Here is an 18,265-nt window from a genome sequence, read left to right on the forward strand (position 1 = left end):
ATGCAACTTCGCTCGCTCTATCGGCAAGATCCCACGGCCCGTAAACTCGTCAACGAAGGCGTCGCAAACGTGAATGATGGCACGTCGTCACTTGCGAGGGACGTATTGCGGTATGAGCTCGAGACCTTTGTATGTGACGGACAGTATGGCTCCGGGATGGCGCATATCCTTGACACCTATCTGAAAAATATTGACCAGGCACAGCAGCCTGCTGTCTGGGTCAGCGGCTTCTTTGGGTCTGGTAAATCCCACATGGTGAAGATGCTTCGCGCACTTTGGTTAGACACCACTTTTGACGACGGTGCGACCGCCCGAGGCATAGCAGACCTGCCCCAAGACGTTCGCGATCAGCTAAAGGAATTGACGGTTCAATCTCGTCGTTATGGTGGCCTTCACGCAGCCTCGGGAACGCTCGGCGCTGGCGCCAGCGGTAGCGTTCGCCTTGCCCTGCTTAGAATTGTGTTTAAATCGGTCGGGTTGCCAGAACAATATCCTCTCGCTCGGTTCGCAATGTGGTTGAGGAAGGAAGGAATAGAGGAACAGGTTCGCGCTCACGTAGAAGCAAGTGGATATGACTGGGATGAAGAACTCGCCAATTTCTACGTGGCGGAAGGGCTTCATGCAGCCCTAATCGAAGCAAAGCCACAGCTATTTGCCTCATCCAATTCCATGATTGATGCTCTTCAAAACACTTATCCGAACGTTCAGGACGTCTCCAATCAGGAAATGATTTCCGCTATTCGGACAGCCATTTCACGCGAAAACAGACTTCCTTTAACCTTGATCGTACTCGATGAAGTTCAGCAATTCATTGGCACCAGTGGCGATCGAGCTATCGAAGTTCAGGAAATGGTCGAAGCGGTAGTAAAAGACGAAAGCCTCGGCGGCAAGCTCACTTTTGTCGGAACCGGTCAAACCGCGGTCACTGGGACGCCCACCCTTGCAAAGCTACAGGGTCGTTTCACTATCCGCATCGAACTATCAGATACGGACGTAGATGCAGTGGTGAGGCAGGTTATACTTGCTAAGAACGCCGAGTCCAAACCCAATATCGAAGCTATGATGCAAGAAAATATTGGCGAGATATCACGGCACTTGAGTGGGACCAACATCGGCCACCGGCAACATGACGTCGCTTTCTTTACGCAGGATTACCCTATCCTTCCTGTTCGTCGGCGCTTCTGGGAAGCCGCTAATCGAGTTCTTGACGCCTCGGGTACCGATAGTCAGCTTCGTAACCAGCTTAGTCTTATTCATAAAGCGATAAGAGAAAGTGCTGATCAAAACGTTGGGTTCGTGGTCCCGGCAGATTTCCTCTATTTTGACGGTGCGGATAAGCTTTTGCAGTCCAGAATCCTGCCGCGAAAGCTGCATGAAAAGACGATGTCTTGGATACATGGAAGTGACGATCAAAAATTAACGGCTCGCGCTTGCGGCATCATTTTTCTGATCAACAAGATCGGAAGCACTAATTCTGAAATTGGAATTAAGGCGACGATTGATACAATCGCAGATCTGCTAGTCGACGATCTTCCAACGGGCTCTTCTGGGCTTCGAAGCAAGCTGCCTAAGCTTCTCGACGCGTGCGATCTCATCATGCGAGTCGGCGATGAGTATCGAATACAGACAGAAGAAAGCTCGGCTTGGAACGACGAGTTCCTCAGTCAGAAAGCCACGTTAGCAAACCAATCGCATCGTATCGAAGCAGAACGCGATGACCTCATCCGGAAGAAATTTGGTACTCTTGTTGGGCGTGTTTCGCTACCTCATGGCGACTCAAAAGTGACACGGGATGTGAGCGCGATCTTCGATCCATCGCTTCCGCCCGATGCCAACAAGAGAATCTATGTGTGGATACGTGACGGCTGGGCAACTGACGACAATTCGGTTCGCGCAGACGCTCGTCAGGCTGGCAATCAATCCCCCACGGTATTTGTCTTTATCCCCCGACGCTCTGCAGATGATCTGCGAAACAATATTCTTGAGTTCAAGGCGGCTAGTGCAACTCTCGATAAGCGTGGCGCTCCAGACAACCCTGAAGGAAAGGAAGCGCGCGGCGCGATGGAGACCATTCGTCAGGTTGCCGAAGCGAAAATCAACGAATTGATCTTGGAGGCCATGTCCGGCGCCCGCGTATTCCAAGGTGGGGGTAACGAGCTAACCGGGAATGGGCTGCAGGCAACAGTTACTGAAGGGGCAGAGAACTCGCTCACCAGGCTCTACCCCCAGTTTGCGGTCGCGGACAATACTGGCTGGTCCAAAGTGTATGATAACGCCCACAAGGGAGCGCCGGACGCCCTGAAAGCAGTCGGCCATGAAGGGGAGCCTGAAAAGAACGCTGTCTGCAAAGCTGTCCTATCGTTCATCGCCGGAGGGAAAAAGGGAACGGACATCCGAGATCATTTTGAGGGTCCGCCGTTTGGCTGGTCGCGTGATGCAGTCGATGGCGCACTACTAGCACTTCTTGTGTCCGGATTGATCAGAGCAGAGGACGAACAGCACCGCGCTTGTGATGCGAAGACATTGGAACGCAAATCGATTGGCAAGGCGTCATTCATTGTCGAAGCAACGACCATCTCAACTCCGCAGCGCATTCAAATTCGAAAGGTTCTTCAGAAGGTCGGAATTGCCGCGAAACAAGGTGAGGAGCTTTCGTCGATTCCGCAGTTTGTTCAAAGTATCACGGATCTCGCCAAACGTGCGGGGGGCGAGGCTCCAAAGCCTAAGACCCCCGACCTGACTTTGGTCGATGATATTAGACGAGCCGCTGGCAACGAACAGCTCTTGTCCATCTACAACAGCAGGGACGAACTCACATCCTCTATTGATGCTTGGACCTTACAGGCAAAAGAAATCGACGCTCGCTGGCCGAGCTGGGAAACCCTGCGACGCCTTGCGGAAAGGGCCAACGGCCTGACTGACGCTGAAGTGTTGCGTACGCAGGTCCAAGCAATCGAGGATCAGCGTCAATTACTGGCTGATCCTGATCCAATAAAGCCGCTGGTCGCCAGTTTCACGCAGATGCTTCGTGACGAACTTAATCGTCTCGTGGGGGCTTACAAACAGCAGCACGAGGCTGGAATAGCCAAGCTAAAGGCCGACGATAACTGGCAGAAGCTTAAGCCTGATCAACGTAACCGCCTTCTCGCCGAACAGAAACTGACCAACAGTGACATGCCGGAAGTGAAGGTCGGCAGCGCTGCTGAGGTCCTTCAGACACTGCAGACTTTGACATTGTCCGCGTTTGAAGACCGGGTGAAGTCGCTCTCATCCCGCTTCAATGAGGTTCAGACCCAAGCGGCTGAGATGATGGAGCCAACGGCCAAGACCATCCATCTGCCCAGCCGCACGCTGAAGTCCGAGGCGGACCTCGAGGCATGGCTCGACGAAGCCCGCAAAGACCTTGCCGCAGCCCTTGCTCAGGGCCCCGTGATTATTCGATAGGACGCCCGAATGCAGTCGCTTGAAAAGACCCTACGAAACCAACTGGAGCGCACTGTAAAAGCGGCGCGGACAGTGGCGGAAGAAGCTGCCGAGGCCGCGCTGCAGCAATTGGGCGTGGGCGAAGCAACCGCTTTCCCGCACCTCTCGGAAGACGAACGCGATCTTAGAAGGCGCTTGCGCATTCACGGGCGTCAGCTGGGCGACAGACGCCTTAACGAACGCCAGACGCAAGAGCTTGACCGGCTGATAGAAGAAGTCGGGTACGAGCATTGGCACCGCATGCTCTTTGCCCGCTTCCTGGCCGAGAACAACTTGCTCATGTACCCCGACCCGAGTGGGCCGGTCGCCGTCTCTCTCGAGGAATGTGAAGACCTTGCGCCCGATGAAGGTGCGGCCAACGGATGGGAACTGGCGGCGCAGTACGCGGCCCGGATGCTGCCACAGATCTTCCGGCTGGACTCCCCTGTGTTCCAGCTGTTCCTGTCGCCGGAGTATCAGCAGCGGCTGGAAAAGCATGTCGAAAGCCTGCCGGCCGAAGTCTTCACGGCGTCGGACTCGCTCGGCTGGGTCTACCAGTTCTGGCAGGCGGACAACAAAGAGCAGATCAACAAATCCGAGGTGAAAATCGGCGCGCGGGAACTGCCCGCCGTCACGCAGCTGTTCACCGAACCCTATATGGTCAGCTTCCTGTTGGACAACGGCTTGGGCGCATGGTGGGCCGCCCGTCGTTTGACAGAGCAGGATCTGAAAACCGCGACCAGCGAAGAGGAGCTGCGCCGCAAGGCGTCTATTCCCGGTGTGCCGCTCGATTACCTACGCTTTGTCCAGGACGAGGACGGCACCTGGGCCCCGGCGGCCGGAACCTTTGATGGGTGGCCGGTACAGCTGAAAGACCTTACCATGCTCGACCCCTGCTGCGGATCGGGGCACTTCCTTGTGTCGATCTTCCTGATGCTGGTGCCGATGCGGATAGAGCGGGATGGCCTAAGCGCACAGGACGCGGTTGATGCGGTTCTGCGCGAGAACATCCATGGGCTGGAGATAGACCAGCGCTGTGTGGAATTGGCGGCTTTTGCGCTGGCGCTGACGGCGTGGAAATACCCGGGTGCGGGCGGTTACCGCACGCTGCCGGAACTGAACCTCGCCTGCTCCGGCCTGTCTGTCAGTGTGGCAAAGGATGAATGGAAGCAGCTTGGCCTTGGCAAGCATAACCTGAGCATCGCACTGGACTGGATGCATGATACGTTCCGCGAAGCACCAGTGCTTGGCAGCCTTTTGAACCCGGCGAAATCTGCTGCTTCAAAGATTGTTGACTGGTCCGAGTTATCTGAAGCATTAAGCGCCGCAATGTCCAAAGAGCAGACTGTCGTACAAGCAGAGACTGCAATTGTTGCTTTTGGACTATCGAAAGCAGCCCTGTTACTTTCGCGGAAATATGACTTTGTGATGACCAATGTTCCGTATCTGGGACAGCTAAAGTATTCGGAAACGCTAACAGACTTCGTTAGAGGCTACTTTGAGATTGGGAAATCAGACCTCGCTTTAGTGTTCTACAAACGTTGCGCAGACTTCTGTAAAAAATCTGGCGCGTTTTCAGTTGTCATGCCTCAAGGCTGGCTGGTCCAAAGTCAGGAGAAGCGTTTTCGCAAGTTTTTGCTAGAGAACTTCACGATGGATATGATTTGCAATTTGGGTGGCGGCGCCTTTTCCTATCCGGTTGGCGCACAAGTTCTTACTTCAATCACTTCAAATATCGCACCCGGTAGTGATCAAGAAATCGCTTTCTTAGATGTTTCTGAGGCAAAAAGCCCACAGAAAAAAGAGCATGAGATGGCTAATGCCAAAATGGCGTTTCTCAATCAGAATGTTGCGCGAAAAAGTGAAAAACATCAGCTTACAGCCATTCAATCTGTAGGAGGTAGCAAGCTTGGTGACTACGCCAACGCGCTCCAAGGTCTATCAACGGGTGAAAAAAATCGGTTTGAACGGTACTTTTGGGAGATACTAAACCATAGCGATGTATGGGATTTTCTTCACGAAACAGCTGATGAAACTTCCGTCGTTGGGGGCAGGAAAGCCATTATTCTTTGGGAGAATGAATCGGGGCAGCTTGCTAATTTGGCTGACAGCCTCAAACATCTAAACCATGCGGTTCAAAGCTGGCGCAGGGGGAAGCCTTACTGGAACGCTCCAGGAGTCACAATTAACCGAATGGGGAGCTTGAACAGGACACTTTATTCAGGAGACAAATTCTCTGCAGACATTGGTGTAATTTCTCCAAAGCGTCCAGAATACCTGGGTGCAGTTTATTCTTTTTGCATGAGTTCGGAGTTTATAGAAACTGTTCGCGCAGTGTATAAAAAACCTGAGGTTCCACCAAGTTATCTTGTGAATATACCTTTTGATTATGAAAAATGGCACGAAATTGCATCTCAGGAGTATCAAAAGGGAACTCCCAAACCATACACAAGCGACCCAACACAATGGATATTCCACGGCCATCCTTGCGGTTCTGTCATCTGGGATCAAGACGCCAAATGGACCGCTGAAGGCTCGCACCGCACCGATGAGACCGTGCTCCACGTCGCGGTCGCCCGCCTGCTTGGCTATCGCTGGCCAGCGGAACTCGATCCGAGCATGGAACTGGCAGACGAGCAGCGCGCATGGGTGTACCGCTGCGACGCCCTGCTGCCCCACGCGGATGACGACGGTATTGTCTGCATCCCGCCGATCCGAGGCGAAACCAAAGCTGAAGATCGTCTGCTGAACCTGCTCGCCGCCGCCTATGGCGACGCCTGGAGGACCAGCACGCTGCCCCAGCTGCTGGCCAGCGCCGGTCACACTGGCAAATCCCTGGACAGCTGGTTGCGCGACAAGTTCTTCACGCAGCATTGCAAGCTGTTCCAGCATCGCCCCTTCATCTGGCACATATGGGACGGCCTCAAGGACGGCTTTGCCGCGCTGGTCAACTACCATAAGCTGGATGGCAAGACGCTCGAGACTCTGATTTACACCTATCTCGGCGACTGGATGAAAACCCAACGCGACGACATCGCCCGCGGTGTTGACGGCGCTCAGGAAAAACTCGCCGCCGCCGACGCGTTGAAAAAAAAGCTTGAGCTCATCTTGGAGGGCGAAGCCCCCCACGACATCTTCGTGCGTTGGAAGCCGCTGGAGGAACAGCCGATCGGCTGGGACCCCGATCTGAACGACGGCGTGCGCCTGAACATCCGCCCCTTCATGACCGTCGGCGATGTGTCCAAGCGTGATGCGGGCGTCCTGCGCGACAAGCCCAACATCAAATGGACCAAGGATCGCGGCAAGGATGTCGCCTCTGCCCCATGGTTCGATACGTTCAACGGCGACCGCATCAACGATCATCACCTGAGCCTGGCCGAGAAGAAGGCTGCGCGGGAGGCTGCCAAGTGAAGGTGATCGACCGCTTACAGAACGCTGTCCGTGGTGCGGCGGCCTATAACCCGGAGGTGCAGGTCAAACCTGCCTGCATCCTTTGGCCCGATCCTGATCGGCAGTGGCAAGCGGTTGTTCCGCAGCTTCAGGATGCCCTGCCGGAAATGGTGGTGCTGGGCGACTACGCCCCAGATCGGCGGACCGGCCCTGCGATTTGGTTGCGCTGTGCCATAGCGGGAACCCTGGACGGCATCGACTTCCCGGTTGGCAGCGTCCCGATCCTGTACCTGCCTGGTGTGGCGCGAACCGACCTGCGTGCCGTGAACGAATGCCCCGACGCCCTCAAACCCCTCGCAGAACTGCAATATCGCGGCACGATCTGGTCACAGGTCAGCGCCAAGGACTGGACTGTTCTCGCGTTTTTGAAGTCTGCGCAAGGAGGCCTTGGCCTCGAGGTTACAGCGGACGGCGATACCCGCGCCGCCATGATCACCGCACTGAACGAAGTGCTCGAGCAAGAGGTTTCCGCGCTTGAAGGCAAAAGGCTGGACCGGGATTTCTTCAACGGCCTGTTGACCAGCGGAGATCTGACGCGTGATGTGCTGACTTGGATCGATCAGGGCGACGCCTACGCCGAACGCATCGGTACGGCGGCCTGGGGAGCGTTCAGCGATATCTGCGTCACACAGCTCGGCCTCGACCCCAGAACCGCTGGCGTTCTGACAGGTGCTGAAAAGCTTGCGGGGCGCGAGGGTCAGTGGGGCGCCGTCTGGGAGCGGTTCTGCGAAGCACCGCAGCGATACCCGAACATCCCCGATACGCTTCGCAAATGCCAAATGCCGTCCTTTGATTTATTGAGCGACATTTCGACAAAGGGCGCGTGGCCGCAATGGAACGATGCCGAAGAAGAGGCGCTGCGTCAAAAACTCCTGGCCCTCGGGACGTCGACCGATGCGCAGGCGCGAACGGCCTTGAAGGAACTCGAAAAAGCACATTCGGCGAGGCGAACTCTGGTTTGGGCTGAAATGGGGCAAGCACCGCTTGCCAAGTCGCTCAAGCATCTTGCTGTTCTGGCTGAAATCACAAGGCAATCTCTGGCAGGCGGGACGCTGAATGATGTCGAAAGCAGCTACACCAAAGGAAGCTGGAAGGCAGACGATGCAGTACTGTCCGCGTTACAGGAGGCCAATACGGACGCTAATGCCGCGTCAGTGATTGCCGCGCTACGATCGATCTACTTGCCTTGGGCAGAAGCGTCCGCGCGCCACGTTCAGAAACTAGTTGAAAGTGAAGGCTATCCTGGCGGCTCAATTGCGTCAAAACCCAAAACCAGCCAGATAAGCTCCGAATGCATACTGTTCGTTGATGGATTGAGGTTTGACCTTGGGAAACGGTTATCATCCAAACTAGAAGGCTCCGGACTGGAGGTGATCGAAGCCCCAGTGTGGTCGGCTTTGCCAAGCGTTACCTCGACAGCGAAACCTGCAGTGTCACCGGTGTTGCATGAGATCGCAGGACGCGACCAGAGCGAAGAATTCGATCCCTCCGTCGCTGCATCCGGGCAGTCTCTCAGGGGCGGCTATCATTTCAAGAAACTGATAGCTGATTCGGGATATCAAATACTGGCTCGAAGTGAAGTTGGCGATCCGTCTGGAACAGCCTGGACGGAATTGGGTGACATTGACCACGAAGGCCACGAGCGCGGTTGGAAACTGGCTCGCCACCTCGACGTATTGATTTCGGAGGTGGAAAACCGCATCGTCCAACTCTTAGAAGGCGGGTGGAAGAACGTACGAATTGTCACCGACCACGGATGGCTCATAATGCCAGGAGGGTTGCCCAAAACCGAACTGCCATCTGCATGGTCAGTGAACAAATGGGGTCGTTGTGCAGCTATAAAGCCCGGGGCGCAGACAGATACTCCCGTGTTTCCATGGTTTTGGAACCCTTCCCATCACTTCGCCCTTGCCAATGGCATTGCCTGTTTCCGCTTGGGGCAGGAGTACACTCACGGTGGATTGAGTCTCCAAGAATGCCTAACCCTTCACCTGAAAGTGAAACCATCATCCGGTGTTCTCGCGACGAACGTCGAAATCTCAGATGTCGTTTGGAAGGGACTGCGCTGCACAGCTGTGCTCACTGTTCCCAATGAAACTCTAACGCTTGATATCCGCCTACAGCCGGCCAACCCGAGCAGCACCGTCGTCGTAAAACCAAAGCCTTTTTCAGCCTCAGGGTCAGCATCCGTCGTAGTCGACAACGAGGACCTCGAAGGGACCGAGGCAACACTGGTCATTGTCAACGAAAATAGTGCAACTGTCGGTCAAGTATCAATAAGCATAGGCGGAGTTGGGGGATGATCGAGCTTGACGACATTGACCGAAAGGCGGCAGCCATCCTCGATGGTTATCTCGTTCGAAAGGACTTGGTCCGAACCTTCAGCCGACAGTATCCGGTTCCAACTTACGTGGTGGAGTTCCTGCTGGGCAGATATTGCGCCAGCATTGATCCCGAAGAAATCGAAGAAGGTCTAGAAATTGTTGAACGACAGTTGAAATCGCGAACGGTTCGTGCCGGTGAAGAGGAGCTTTTTAAGGCTCGGGCTCGCGAAGAAGGCAGCGTCAAAATAATTGATATCATCACCGCTAGGCTGGACGCTAAAACAGACTCCTATGTCGCGTCGCTGCCAAGCTTGAGACTGACAGACGTCCGGATCAATCCTGAGCAAATACAGGAACATGAGCGAATGTTGACTGGAGGGTTTTACGCCGAGGTCACCCTTAATTACGACGCATCGATCGCACAGGAAAGTAAGGGCCGTCCCTTCGGGATTACGGCGCTACGGGAAATTCAGCTCTCCAAACGTGACGTACTTGGCGACCTCGCGAAAGCGCGCCAGAACTTTAGTACGGCAGAATGGAAAGACTTCCTGCTGCGTTCAATTGGCTTAGAGCCTGGCGACCTCACGGTACGTCAAAGGGATGCCATAATGCTGCGAATGGTGCCATTCGTTGAGCGAAACTACAACCTGGTCGAGCTCGGCCCAAGAGGCACCGGGAAAAGCCACCTATTTCAACAGGTCTCACCATATGCCCACTTGATTTCAGGCGGAAAAGCCACGGTAGCCAAAATGTTCGTTAACAATTCCAATGGGCAACGGGGCCTGGTTTGCCAGTACGATGTTGTCTGTTTCGACGAAGTCTCAGGGGTATCGTTTGATCAGAAAGACGGCGTCAATATTATGAAAGGCTACATGGAATCGGGTGAGTTTAGCAGAGGTAAAGAAAGCATTCGCGCGGACGGAAGCATCGTGCTGGTCGGGAATTTTGATGTCGATGTCGAGCATCAACAACGCATTGGTCACCTCTTTGGTCCGATGCCTCCAGAGATGCGAGACGATACTGCCTTCATGGATCGGATCCATGCTTTCTTGCCCGGTTGGGACGTGCCCAAAATTAGCAAGGAACTACTGACTTCACATTTTGGCCTAGTGAGCGACTTCCTTTCGGAATGCTGGAGCCAGCTACGTAACGAGAGTCGCGTTGGCTTGCTTCAGGGAAGAGTCTATTTCGGCGGAGCCTTGTCGGGGCGCGACACAAATGCCGTAAACAAGACGGCAAGCGGACTCCTTAAGCTTCTTTATCCGACCGCCGATAACGTGAGTGAGGAGGATATCGAGTGGGCTGTGCGGATTGCGCTTGAAGCGCGTCGCCGTGTGAAAGAGCAGCAGAAGCGCGTGGGTGCGGCGGAATTCCGAAACACCCACTTCAGTTATACTATGGGCGACGACGGTGTGGAAAAATTCATCTCAACACCTGAGCTACAGAATGACAATAGTATCGCAGGTGATCCCCTCGAACCTGGCCAAGTTTGGACAATTGGGCCGGGAGGCGAAGGTGAACACCCGGGGTTGTTCCGAATTGAAGTTAACGAAGGCCCAGGCTCTGGAGTGCGGATTCTCAACAAACCGGTCCCTGCAGCCTTTAAGGAGAGCATCGGTTATGCCGAACAAAACTTGTATGCGCGAGCGGCTCAGCTAGTTGGAGACAAAGATCCACGTCATCACGAGTTCTCAGTTCAGCTTAGGGCCTTTGACGCAGCGAAGTCTGGTTCAAAAACAGGTGTCGCGGCGCTAGTGGCTTTATGCACCGCGCTATTAAAGAAAACTACGCGTGGCGGGCTTGTAATTGTCGGTGAGGTCAATCTCGGAGGATCGATCGAAACCCTTCACAACCCTGTGGAGATGGTGGAGATCGCGGTCGAAAAGGGAGCGACTGCGGTATTGATGCCGGTTGCATGCAGGCGCCAACTGTTCGACTTGTCTGACGACATGGCAACGAAGGTTGATATTCAGTTTTATTTAGACGCTCGTGACGCACTTCTGAAGGCGATCCCTGATGCCCCTTAGACAATGGCGCCTAGCAAGACAGCGAATGCGTACCTATCTTTTCTGACCCGAGAGCGTCATAAATTTGGAAAAGCTATTGGATGGTCTGTAACCGGCAACTGCTATTGCAGCTTGCGCGGCTTGAGCGCCAAACTTTAGACCCCGATCACCGAACAAAAGCATTTCGCCTCCTGACAGACGCATAATGGCACCGTCTGCTACCGCTAATTCGCGCGCGCGGCGGGGCAACGAGGAGCGCTTGAACGTGCAAAATAGCTTGCCTCTGTCGTAAGACCGCATGTCTTTTTCCAGCGGCACGCGCATGATGGATCAGCTTGTATTCTGATCGCATGGCGGCAGGTGCCGTCGATCTGCGATGGAGGAAGGCATGACGAACGAACAATCAACGATTTATGTTGGAATCGATGTGTCGAAGGACAGGCTCGCGGTTGCGATAGCCGGCGGTGGGCTGCGGGGCGAAGTGCTGAGCCTGGACAATTTCGAGAACGCTCCTGATAGCATTGACAAGTTACTCAAGAAACTGTCCGGTCGGGCACCATCTGTGTCAGTCTGCTACGAGGCAGGACCAACAGGTTATGGGCTTTATCGGCAGGTGTGTGCCTTTGGGTTTGAATGCTGTGTGGTCGCTCCGTCGTTGATCCCGGTTCGTGCCGGTGAGCGGGTAAAGACCGACCGCCTGGATGCCATCCGACTTGCTCGGCTGTTGCGTGCTGGCGAACTGACCCCGATCTGGGTTCCGGACGAAACGCATGAGGCGATGCGCGATCTTGTTCGTGCCCGCGAAAGCGCGGCAGAGGATCAGCGACACAAACGTCAGCTCGTTTCAGCGTTCATGTTGCGCCATGGGCGTGTCTATCACAGGACTAAGCCATGGACGATGCGGTATCGCCAATGGCTGCAAAGCCAGAGCTTCAATCATCCTGCGCATCAGATTGCTCTTCAGGAGATGCTGCAGGCCGAGCGCAACGCAACCGAACGCCTGGGCCGGCTCACCGGACACATAGAGGCACTGGTGCCAGACTGGGATCTCGCCCCGGCAGTGAATGCGCTTCAGGCATTGCGGGGTGTCGCGTTGATCAGCGCGGTCACATTCATGGCCGAAATCAGCGACGTGCGCCGATTTGAAACGCCGGTAAAACTGATGGCCTATCTGGGGCTTGTGCCGAGCGAATACTCGACGGGCAAAACAACAAGGCGTGGCGGCATCACCCGGGCCGGAAATGCCCGCGTTCGCCACAAGTTGATCGAAGGGGCCTGGACGTATCGGCTGCAGGCGCGCCCGGGTGCAAAGAAGCTTTACATTCTCGAAGAGCAGCCTCCGGATGTTCAGGATATTGCCTGGAAAGCTCAGTCGCGTCTAACAGCAAGGTATCGAAAGCTCAGCCTGCGCGGAAAGAGATCGACGGTTGTAACCACCGCCATAGCGCGCGAAATGGCCGCTTTCATGTGGGATATTGCCCGCCGAACCATGCCAGCGCGCTAAGCGGCACTCACATGCGCCCAATGGCGGGCGCGAGGTCGACTGCAGGGGAATATCCGGCAATCGCTTTGTGGCCAACTCTGGTTGACGCCCGTTGTAAGACAGGAATAGCCCCGAGACGAATAATCGGTCATGCGGTATCCAATCCGCGCATCAGAGCTTGTTCACCGACGTCTTCAGACCTCGTGCCCACCTTTGGGTGCCGAAACAACGGAGATCGCGTCAGCGTCCCCATTCGCGTGAAAAAATCCTTGAAAAAAGACATCAGAGCGGCGGCTACGCAGCACTTAGGATCAGCTTGACGGCTGGAAATTCCACGGAAGAAGATCATCGATGCGATTGGCAGGATAACCTGACGCAATCGCTTCAAGGGTCGCTTTGAGGTATGCGAACGGTTCGACATCATTGACCTTCGCGGTGGCGATGAGAGATGCGATGCGGCCCCAGGCGTGGCCACCTTCATCGTGACCGGCAAAAAGCGCATTCTTTCGCGTCAGGGCAATTGGGCGGATCAGGTTCTCGACTGCATTGGAGTCGATCTCGACCCGGCCGTCGTGCAGGAAGGTCTGCAGCCCGCTCCATTGCCGATGGATATAGGTCAACTTCTCGCCGAGGCGGGACTTCGAGGAGATCCGGCGCCGTTGGCTCTGAAGCCACTCGCCGAACTCTGCAACGAATGGCGCCGTGCGGGTCTGACGTGCCGAGAGGCGCTGACCGGGACCCATCCCACGGATCTCGCCTTCAATGCGGTAGAACTCTGCGATCCGGCGCAGCCCTTCTGCGGCGATCTCTGAGCCGTCTCGATCAAAGACCTCTTTCAGCTTGCGCCGCGCGTGTGCCCAACAATACGCGATGGTGATCGGCGCGCCGCCTTTGCGCGACGGGCGCGTGAGCCGGTTGTAGCCAGCATAGCCGTCCAGTTGCAGAGTGCCGTCAAAGCCCTGCAATATCTGCTCTGCATTCTGCCCTGCACGACCCGGGGCATAGGTGAAGACAACGCCTGGCGGATCATCTCCACCCCATCCTCGGTCATCGCGCGCCAGTGCCCAAAGGTATCCTGTCTTCGTGCGGCCTCGACCCGGGTCCAGAACGGGGACCGTTGTCTCATCCATAAATAGCTTGCCGGACTTCTTTAGATGCTCAGGTTCTGTAAGATACCGTCGCAAACAAGCGCAATTCGGTTGGCGGGCTTTATGGCGGGTATAACCAGAACACTTAAATAAATTACTTTCAAATCAAGAATGTATGGCGGAGGAGGTGGGATTCGAACCCACGGTACGCTCTCACGCACGCCGGTTTTCAAGACCGGTGCATTCGACCACTCTGCCACTCCTCCGCAGCACGCTCCTCCTAGTGCGCCCTGATTGATTCGGCAAATGCACATTTTCGCGGCCAGACCCCTGCTGCCCCTTGGGGAAATTCGCCGATCTGCCCTGCGCGGCCTTTTCAAGGGCCGCTCGGTCGGGTTACTCTGCGCCAAAGCCCCTTTCAGGGGGGGCGAAGGGCGTGCCGATCCAACGGCGCGACATTCTCGCGGGACATGGGTCGCGGCGCGCGACGACAGCAGGCAAGGACATCGAAGGCATGAGCAGGGACAATCAACCGTTGCGCATCAAGAAAAGCCGCGCAGCGGGCTTGGGCGTGGGCATTCTGGCGCTTGGTTTGCTGGCTGGCTGTGAAGGCGGCGATTTCAAACTTCCCTTCGGCGCGAATGAGGGTGCCAGCGCCCCGCGCAGCACCTCAACCAAACTGGTCGAGCGCGATGTCGAAGCGCCTGAAGTGTTCTCGGCCACGGATGAGGGTCTGTGGGACGGTCGCCCCTCGCTTGGCGGTGTCTGGGTCGCGCACCCGGACGTAACCGAACCTGAGCGCGTAATCGTGCGCAATGAGGCGAACGGCAAATTCGTGATCGGCGCGCTGTTCCGCCGTGAGCGGGAACTGCCCGGCCCGAAATTGCAGATCTCTTCGGACGCTGCCGCAGCACTTGGCATTCTGGCGGGCGCCCCGGCCCCGCTGAACGTGACCGCCCTGCGCCGCGAGGAAAGCGCCGCCTCTGAGGAGAGCTTTGAGGCGGAAAACACCGGCGATGCCGCTGGCACGCTTGCCGCCCCTGCCCCCGTGACGGCCACGGCGTTGGAGCCTGCCGCGACGGCGTCGGCCAGCACAGCGGCCAATTCTGCGGCCAGCGAGACAGCCGGCACCACCCCGGCGGCCAAACCGCCAGTCGCCGCGGCCCCGAAACCGGCGCGAACGGCGAGCGGTGCCAAACTGTCCAAACCCTTCGTGCAACTGGGCATCTTCAGCGTTGAGGCCAATGCCACCCGCACCGCCAAACAGATGCGCGGCGCCGGCATGGTGCCCACCGTCAAGCAAAGCGCGATCAACAACAAACCCTTCTGGCGCGTGGTGATCGGCCCCGCCACCAGCCAATCCGAACTCGACGCCCTTCTCAAGAAGGTCAAAGCTGAGGGCTTTACCGACGCCTACGCCGTGTCGAACTGACAAACCGGAGGAAATGCTTCCTATGATCCGCCTTTTTGCTGCCGCCGTGGCGCTGGTGCTGACGTTCCAGCCTGCCGCTGCCTTCGATACCCGCGCCACCGCCGCCTATGTGCTGGACCAGACCACCGGCACCGTGCTGCTGGCCAAAAACGCGGATGAGCCGCTGCCGCCAGCGTCGATGTCCAAACTCATGACGCTCTACATGGCCTTTGAGGCCGTGGAACGCGGCAAGCAGAACGGCGGGCTCGACCTTGTCGAAAAACTGCCCGTGTCCGAACATGCCATGTCCTATGGCGGCTCGACCATGTTTCTCGACACCACCGACCGCGTCTCTGTCGAAGACCTGATCCGGGGCATCATCGTGCTCTCGGGCAACGACGCCTCTGCCGTGATCGCCGAGGCGCTGAGCCCAGATGGCACAGAATACGGCTTTGCCCGGCTGATGACACAGCGCGCGCAGCAAATGGGAATGACCAATTCAACCTTCGCCAACTCCAACGGCTGGCCGCAGGCGGGGCATCTGATGTCCGTGCGTGACCTCGGTCTGCTGGCGAACCGGATCATCTCGGACTACCCGCAGTTCTACCCGCTCTTTGCCGAGCGCGAGTTCGCCTTTGATGGCCGCGCGCCACAGAACAAGAGCAACCGCAACCCTCTGCTGGGTCTCGGCATCGGCGCTGATGGGCTGAAGACCGGGCACACCAATGAAGCGGGCTATGGTCTCGTCGGTTCGGCTAAACAGGGCGACCGCCGGGTGATCTTTGTGCTGTCGGGCCTCGACAGCGCCGCTGCCCGCGCGCAGGAGGCTGAATCGGTGGTCAATTGGGCCTTCCGTCAGTTCACACAGCGCGATCTGGGCGCGGCGGGCAGCCGTATTGCCGAGGCGCCTGTGGCCCTTGGCACGACCCAATCGGTCGGGCTGGAACTGAAGGACGATCTGTCGATGCTCGTGCCCGTCACCGGCGGAGATGAGATCGAGGCCGAGGTAATCTATACTGGCCCGTTCCAAGCGCCGATCAGCAAGGGCGACGAATTGGGCGAACTGGTGGTCGACCGGGGCGAATTGCCCGCCATGCGTGTGCCGCTGGTGGCCTCCGCCTCCATCGCGCCGGGGGGGTTCATGGTTAAAATGACCGCCGCCGCGCTGCATCTGATGAACCGCCTTAACGCCGGGCCGCAGGCCGCCCCCGAAGTGGAAGCGGAAGCGGAAGCTTCGTGACGACTATAGAAAAGACCCGCACGTCGGGTCTGTTTGTCACCTTTGAAGGCATCGACGGGTCCGGCAAATCCACCCAAGCGCGGCTTTTGGCTGACCATCTGACAGCGCAGGGCCATGACGTGGTACTGACCCGCGAACCGGGCGGCAGCCCGGGGGCCGAGGAAATCCGCGCGCTGGTGTTGCAAGGCGATCCCGACCGCTGGTCGGCGCAGACCGAAATCCTGCTTTTCACCGCCGCCCGCCGCGACCATCTGGAGCGTACCATTCGCCCCGCGCTGGACGCCGGAAAAGTGGTGATCTGCGACCGTTTCGCCGACAGCACGCGGATGTATCAAGGCCTGTCGCGCGGTGATCTGCGGCAGATGGTGGACGATCTGCATGCGCTGATGATCGGCGTAGAGCCTGACCTGACCCTGTTGATCGACATGGACCCGGCCAATGGGCTGGAGCGTGCCCTCTCGCGCCAGACGGCGGAGGAGCGGTTTGAGGATTTCGGCGTGGAACTCCAAGCGAAGATGCGGGCCGGTTTTCTGAGCCTTGCCGAAGAATTCAGCGACCGTTTCCAAGTGATCGACGGGGGCCGCGATATTGACAGCGTTGCGCGTGATGTGACCACGACCGTGACCGCCCATTTGGGGTGATCGCCCTGCCCGCTTCCCTCTGCGGCGAAACATGCTAGACCGAGACCATGACAGACGACGCCCCCCAGCCAGACCGTGTGGAAGGTGCCCGCCACCCGCGCGACACGCCGAACCTGATCGGCCAAAGCGCAGCCGAGGCCGCCTTTCTAGACGCCTATTACAGCGGCAAATTGCACCACGCTTGGATGCTGACCGGCCCACGCGGCGTCGGCAAAGCGACGTTGGCATGGCGCATCGCGCGGTTCCTTTTGGCCACGCCCGACCCCGATGGCGGCATGTTCGATCTGCCCCCGACTGACACGCTTGAGATCGACCCCGAGCATCCTGTCGCCCGCCGTGTGGCCGCCGGGGCCGAAGCGGGGCTGAAATCCGTCACCCGCACGCTGAACCCCGATACCAAGAAGATGCGCAAGCAGATCGTCGTCGATGACATCCGCGCGCTAAACGGGTTCTTCCAGATGTCCGCCGCCGACGGGGGCCGCCGCGTGGTCATCATCGACGACGCGGATGAGATGAACCCCAACGCCGCCAATGCCTTGCTCAAGATGCTGGAAGAACCGCCAGAACGGGCCATTCTGCTGCTGCTGAGCCACCAACCCTCCAGCCTGCTGCCCACCATCCGCTCGCGTTGCCGTACGCTGCGGCTTGGCACGCTCGACGCGGACCAGATGGCCGAGGCGCTGGCCGGCTCGGGGGTGGAGGTCGAAGACGATCCCGCCGCACTGTCCGAGCTTTCCGGCGGCTCTGTCGGCGGGGCACTGCGCCTGTCGCTGATGGGTGGGGTCAAGACCTATGCCGATCTTGTGGGGCTGATCTCTTCGCTGCCGCAACTCGACCGGGGCCGCGCCATCAAACTGGCCGAAGCCGCAGCACAGCGCGGAGCCGAAGCCAAGCTCGACCTGCTTTTTACCCTGCTCGACCTGCTGCTGGTCCGTCTGGCACGCACCGGGGCCACCGGTGCGCCGCCCGCGCGCGCCGCCTGCCCCGATGAGATCGCCGTGCTGCAACGCCTTTCGCCCAGCCCCGCACAGGGCCGCGCTTGGGCCGATGCCGCGCAACAGATATCCGACCGCGCCCGCCATGGACTGGCGGTGAACCTTGACCCTGCCGCGCTGGTCCTAGATACCCTGCGGCAGATAGGCCAGACGGCGCCGCGATAG

9 protein-coding genes, 1 tRNA gene and 1 pseudogene are annotated in these 18,265 nt (G+C 57.6%); 9 read left to right on the forward strand and 2 right to left on the reverse strand.

The annotated features are described in order from the left end of the window. The 5 genes from brxC to T8A63_RS11435 all read left to right on the forward strand — a co-directional run bounded on the left by brxC (position 1) and on the right by T8A63_RS11435 (position 12,746). Complete coding sequence (gene brxC / locus T8A63_RS11415; protein ID WP_322343873.1) at positions 1–3,444, forward strand: BREX system P-loop protein BrxC; 3,444 nt, start codon at positions 1–3, stop codon at positions 3,442–3,444. A gap of 9 nt (positions 3,445–3,453) precedes the next feature. Next, entirely contained in the window at positions 3,454–6,873 is a 3,420-nt protein-coding gene (locus T8A63_RS11420; protein ID WP_322343874.1) for an Eco57I restriction-modification methylase domain-containing protein, read from the forward strand. Then, positions 6,870–9,215, forward strand: coding sequence for a BREX-1 system phosphatase PglZ type B (pglZ, locus tag T8A63_RS11425; protein ID WP_322343875.1), 2,346 nt, complete (start codon positions 6,870–6,872; stop codon positions 9,213–9,215). Before T8A63_RS11420 ends, pglZ begins: the two co-directional genes overlap by 4 nt. After that, positions 9,212–11,263 carry a BREX system Lon protease-like protein BrxL gene (brxL, locus tag T8A63_RS11430; protein ID WP_322343876.1) on the forward strand — a complete coding sequence of 684 codons (2,052 nt, stop codon included), beginning with the start codon at positions 9,212–9,214 and terminating at the stop codon, positions 11,261–11,263. Before pglZ ends, brxL begins: the two co-directional genes overlap by 4 nt. Positions 11,264–11,630: 367 nt before the next feature. Further along, complete coding sequence (locus tag T8A63_RS11435) at positions 11,631–12,746, forward strand: IS110 family transposase (RefSeq protein ID WP_322343877.1); 1,116 nt, start codon at positions 11,631–11,633, stop codon at positions 12,744–12,746. A gap of 290 nt (positions 12,747–13,036) precedes the next feature. On the opposite strand, the pseudogene tnpC reads toward T8A63_RS11435, so the two are convergent. Further along, positions 13,037–13,879, reverse strand: a pseudogene (gene tnpC / locus T8A63_RS11440) (IS66 family transposase); the annotation flags it as partial. A 110-nt stretch (positions 13,880–13,989) separates the two neighbouring features. Then, positions 13,990–14,079 (reverse strand) — tRNA-Ser (locus T8A63_RS11445). 248 nt (positions 14,080–14,327) lie between these two features. Between T8A63_RS11445 and T8A63_RS11450 the strand changes: the two genes are divergently transcribed. Genes T8A63_RS11450 through T8A63_RS11465 form a run of 4 tightly spaced genes read left to right on the forward strand, consistent with a single transcriptional unit; the run spans position 14,328 to position 18,265 of the window. After that, positions 14,328–15,245 (forward strand): SPOR domain-containing protein, encoded by a 918-nt coding sequence (locus T8A63_RS11450; protein ID WP_322343878.1) that lies wholly within the window; start codon positions 14,328–14,330, stop codon positions 15,243–15,245. A 22-nt stretch (positions 15,246–15,267) separates the two neighbouring features. After that, on the forward strand, positions 15,268–16,464 hold the full coding sequence (locus T8A63_RS11455; RefSeq protein WP_067938093.1) for a D-alanyl-D-alanine carboxypeptidase family protein: 1,197 nt from the start codon (positions 15,268–15,270) through the stop codon (positions 16,462–16,464). Continuing rightward, positions 16,461–17,105 carry a dTMP kinase gene (gene tmk / locus T8A63_RS11460; RefSeq protein ID WP_322343879.1) on the forward strand — a complete coding sequence of 215 codons (645 nt, stop codon included), beginning with the start codon at positions 16,461–16,463 and terminating at the stop codon, positions 17,103–17,105. The genes T8A63_RS11455 and tmk overlap by 4 nt, the downstream gene beginning before the upstream one ends. A gap of 47 nt (positions 17,106–17,152) precedes the next feature. Beyond that, positions 17,153–18,265, forward strand: a complete 1,113-nt coding sequence (locus tag T8A63_RS11465) for a DNA polymerase III subunit delta' (RefSeq protein ID WP_322343880.1) — start codon at positions 17,153–17,155, stop codon at positions 18,263–18,265.

The sequence above is a fragment of the Sulfitobacter sp. OXR-159 genome, assembly GCF_034377145.1.
Lineage (GTDB): Bacteria > Pseudomonadota > Alphaproteobacteria > Rhodobacterales > Rhodobacteraceae > Sulfitobacter.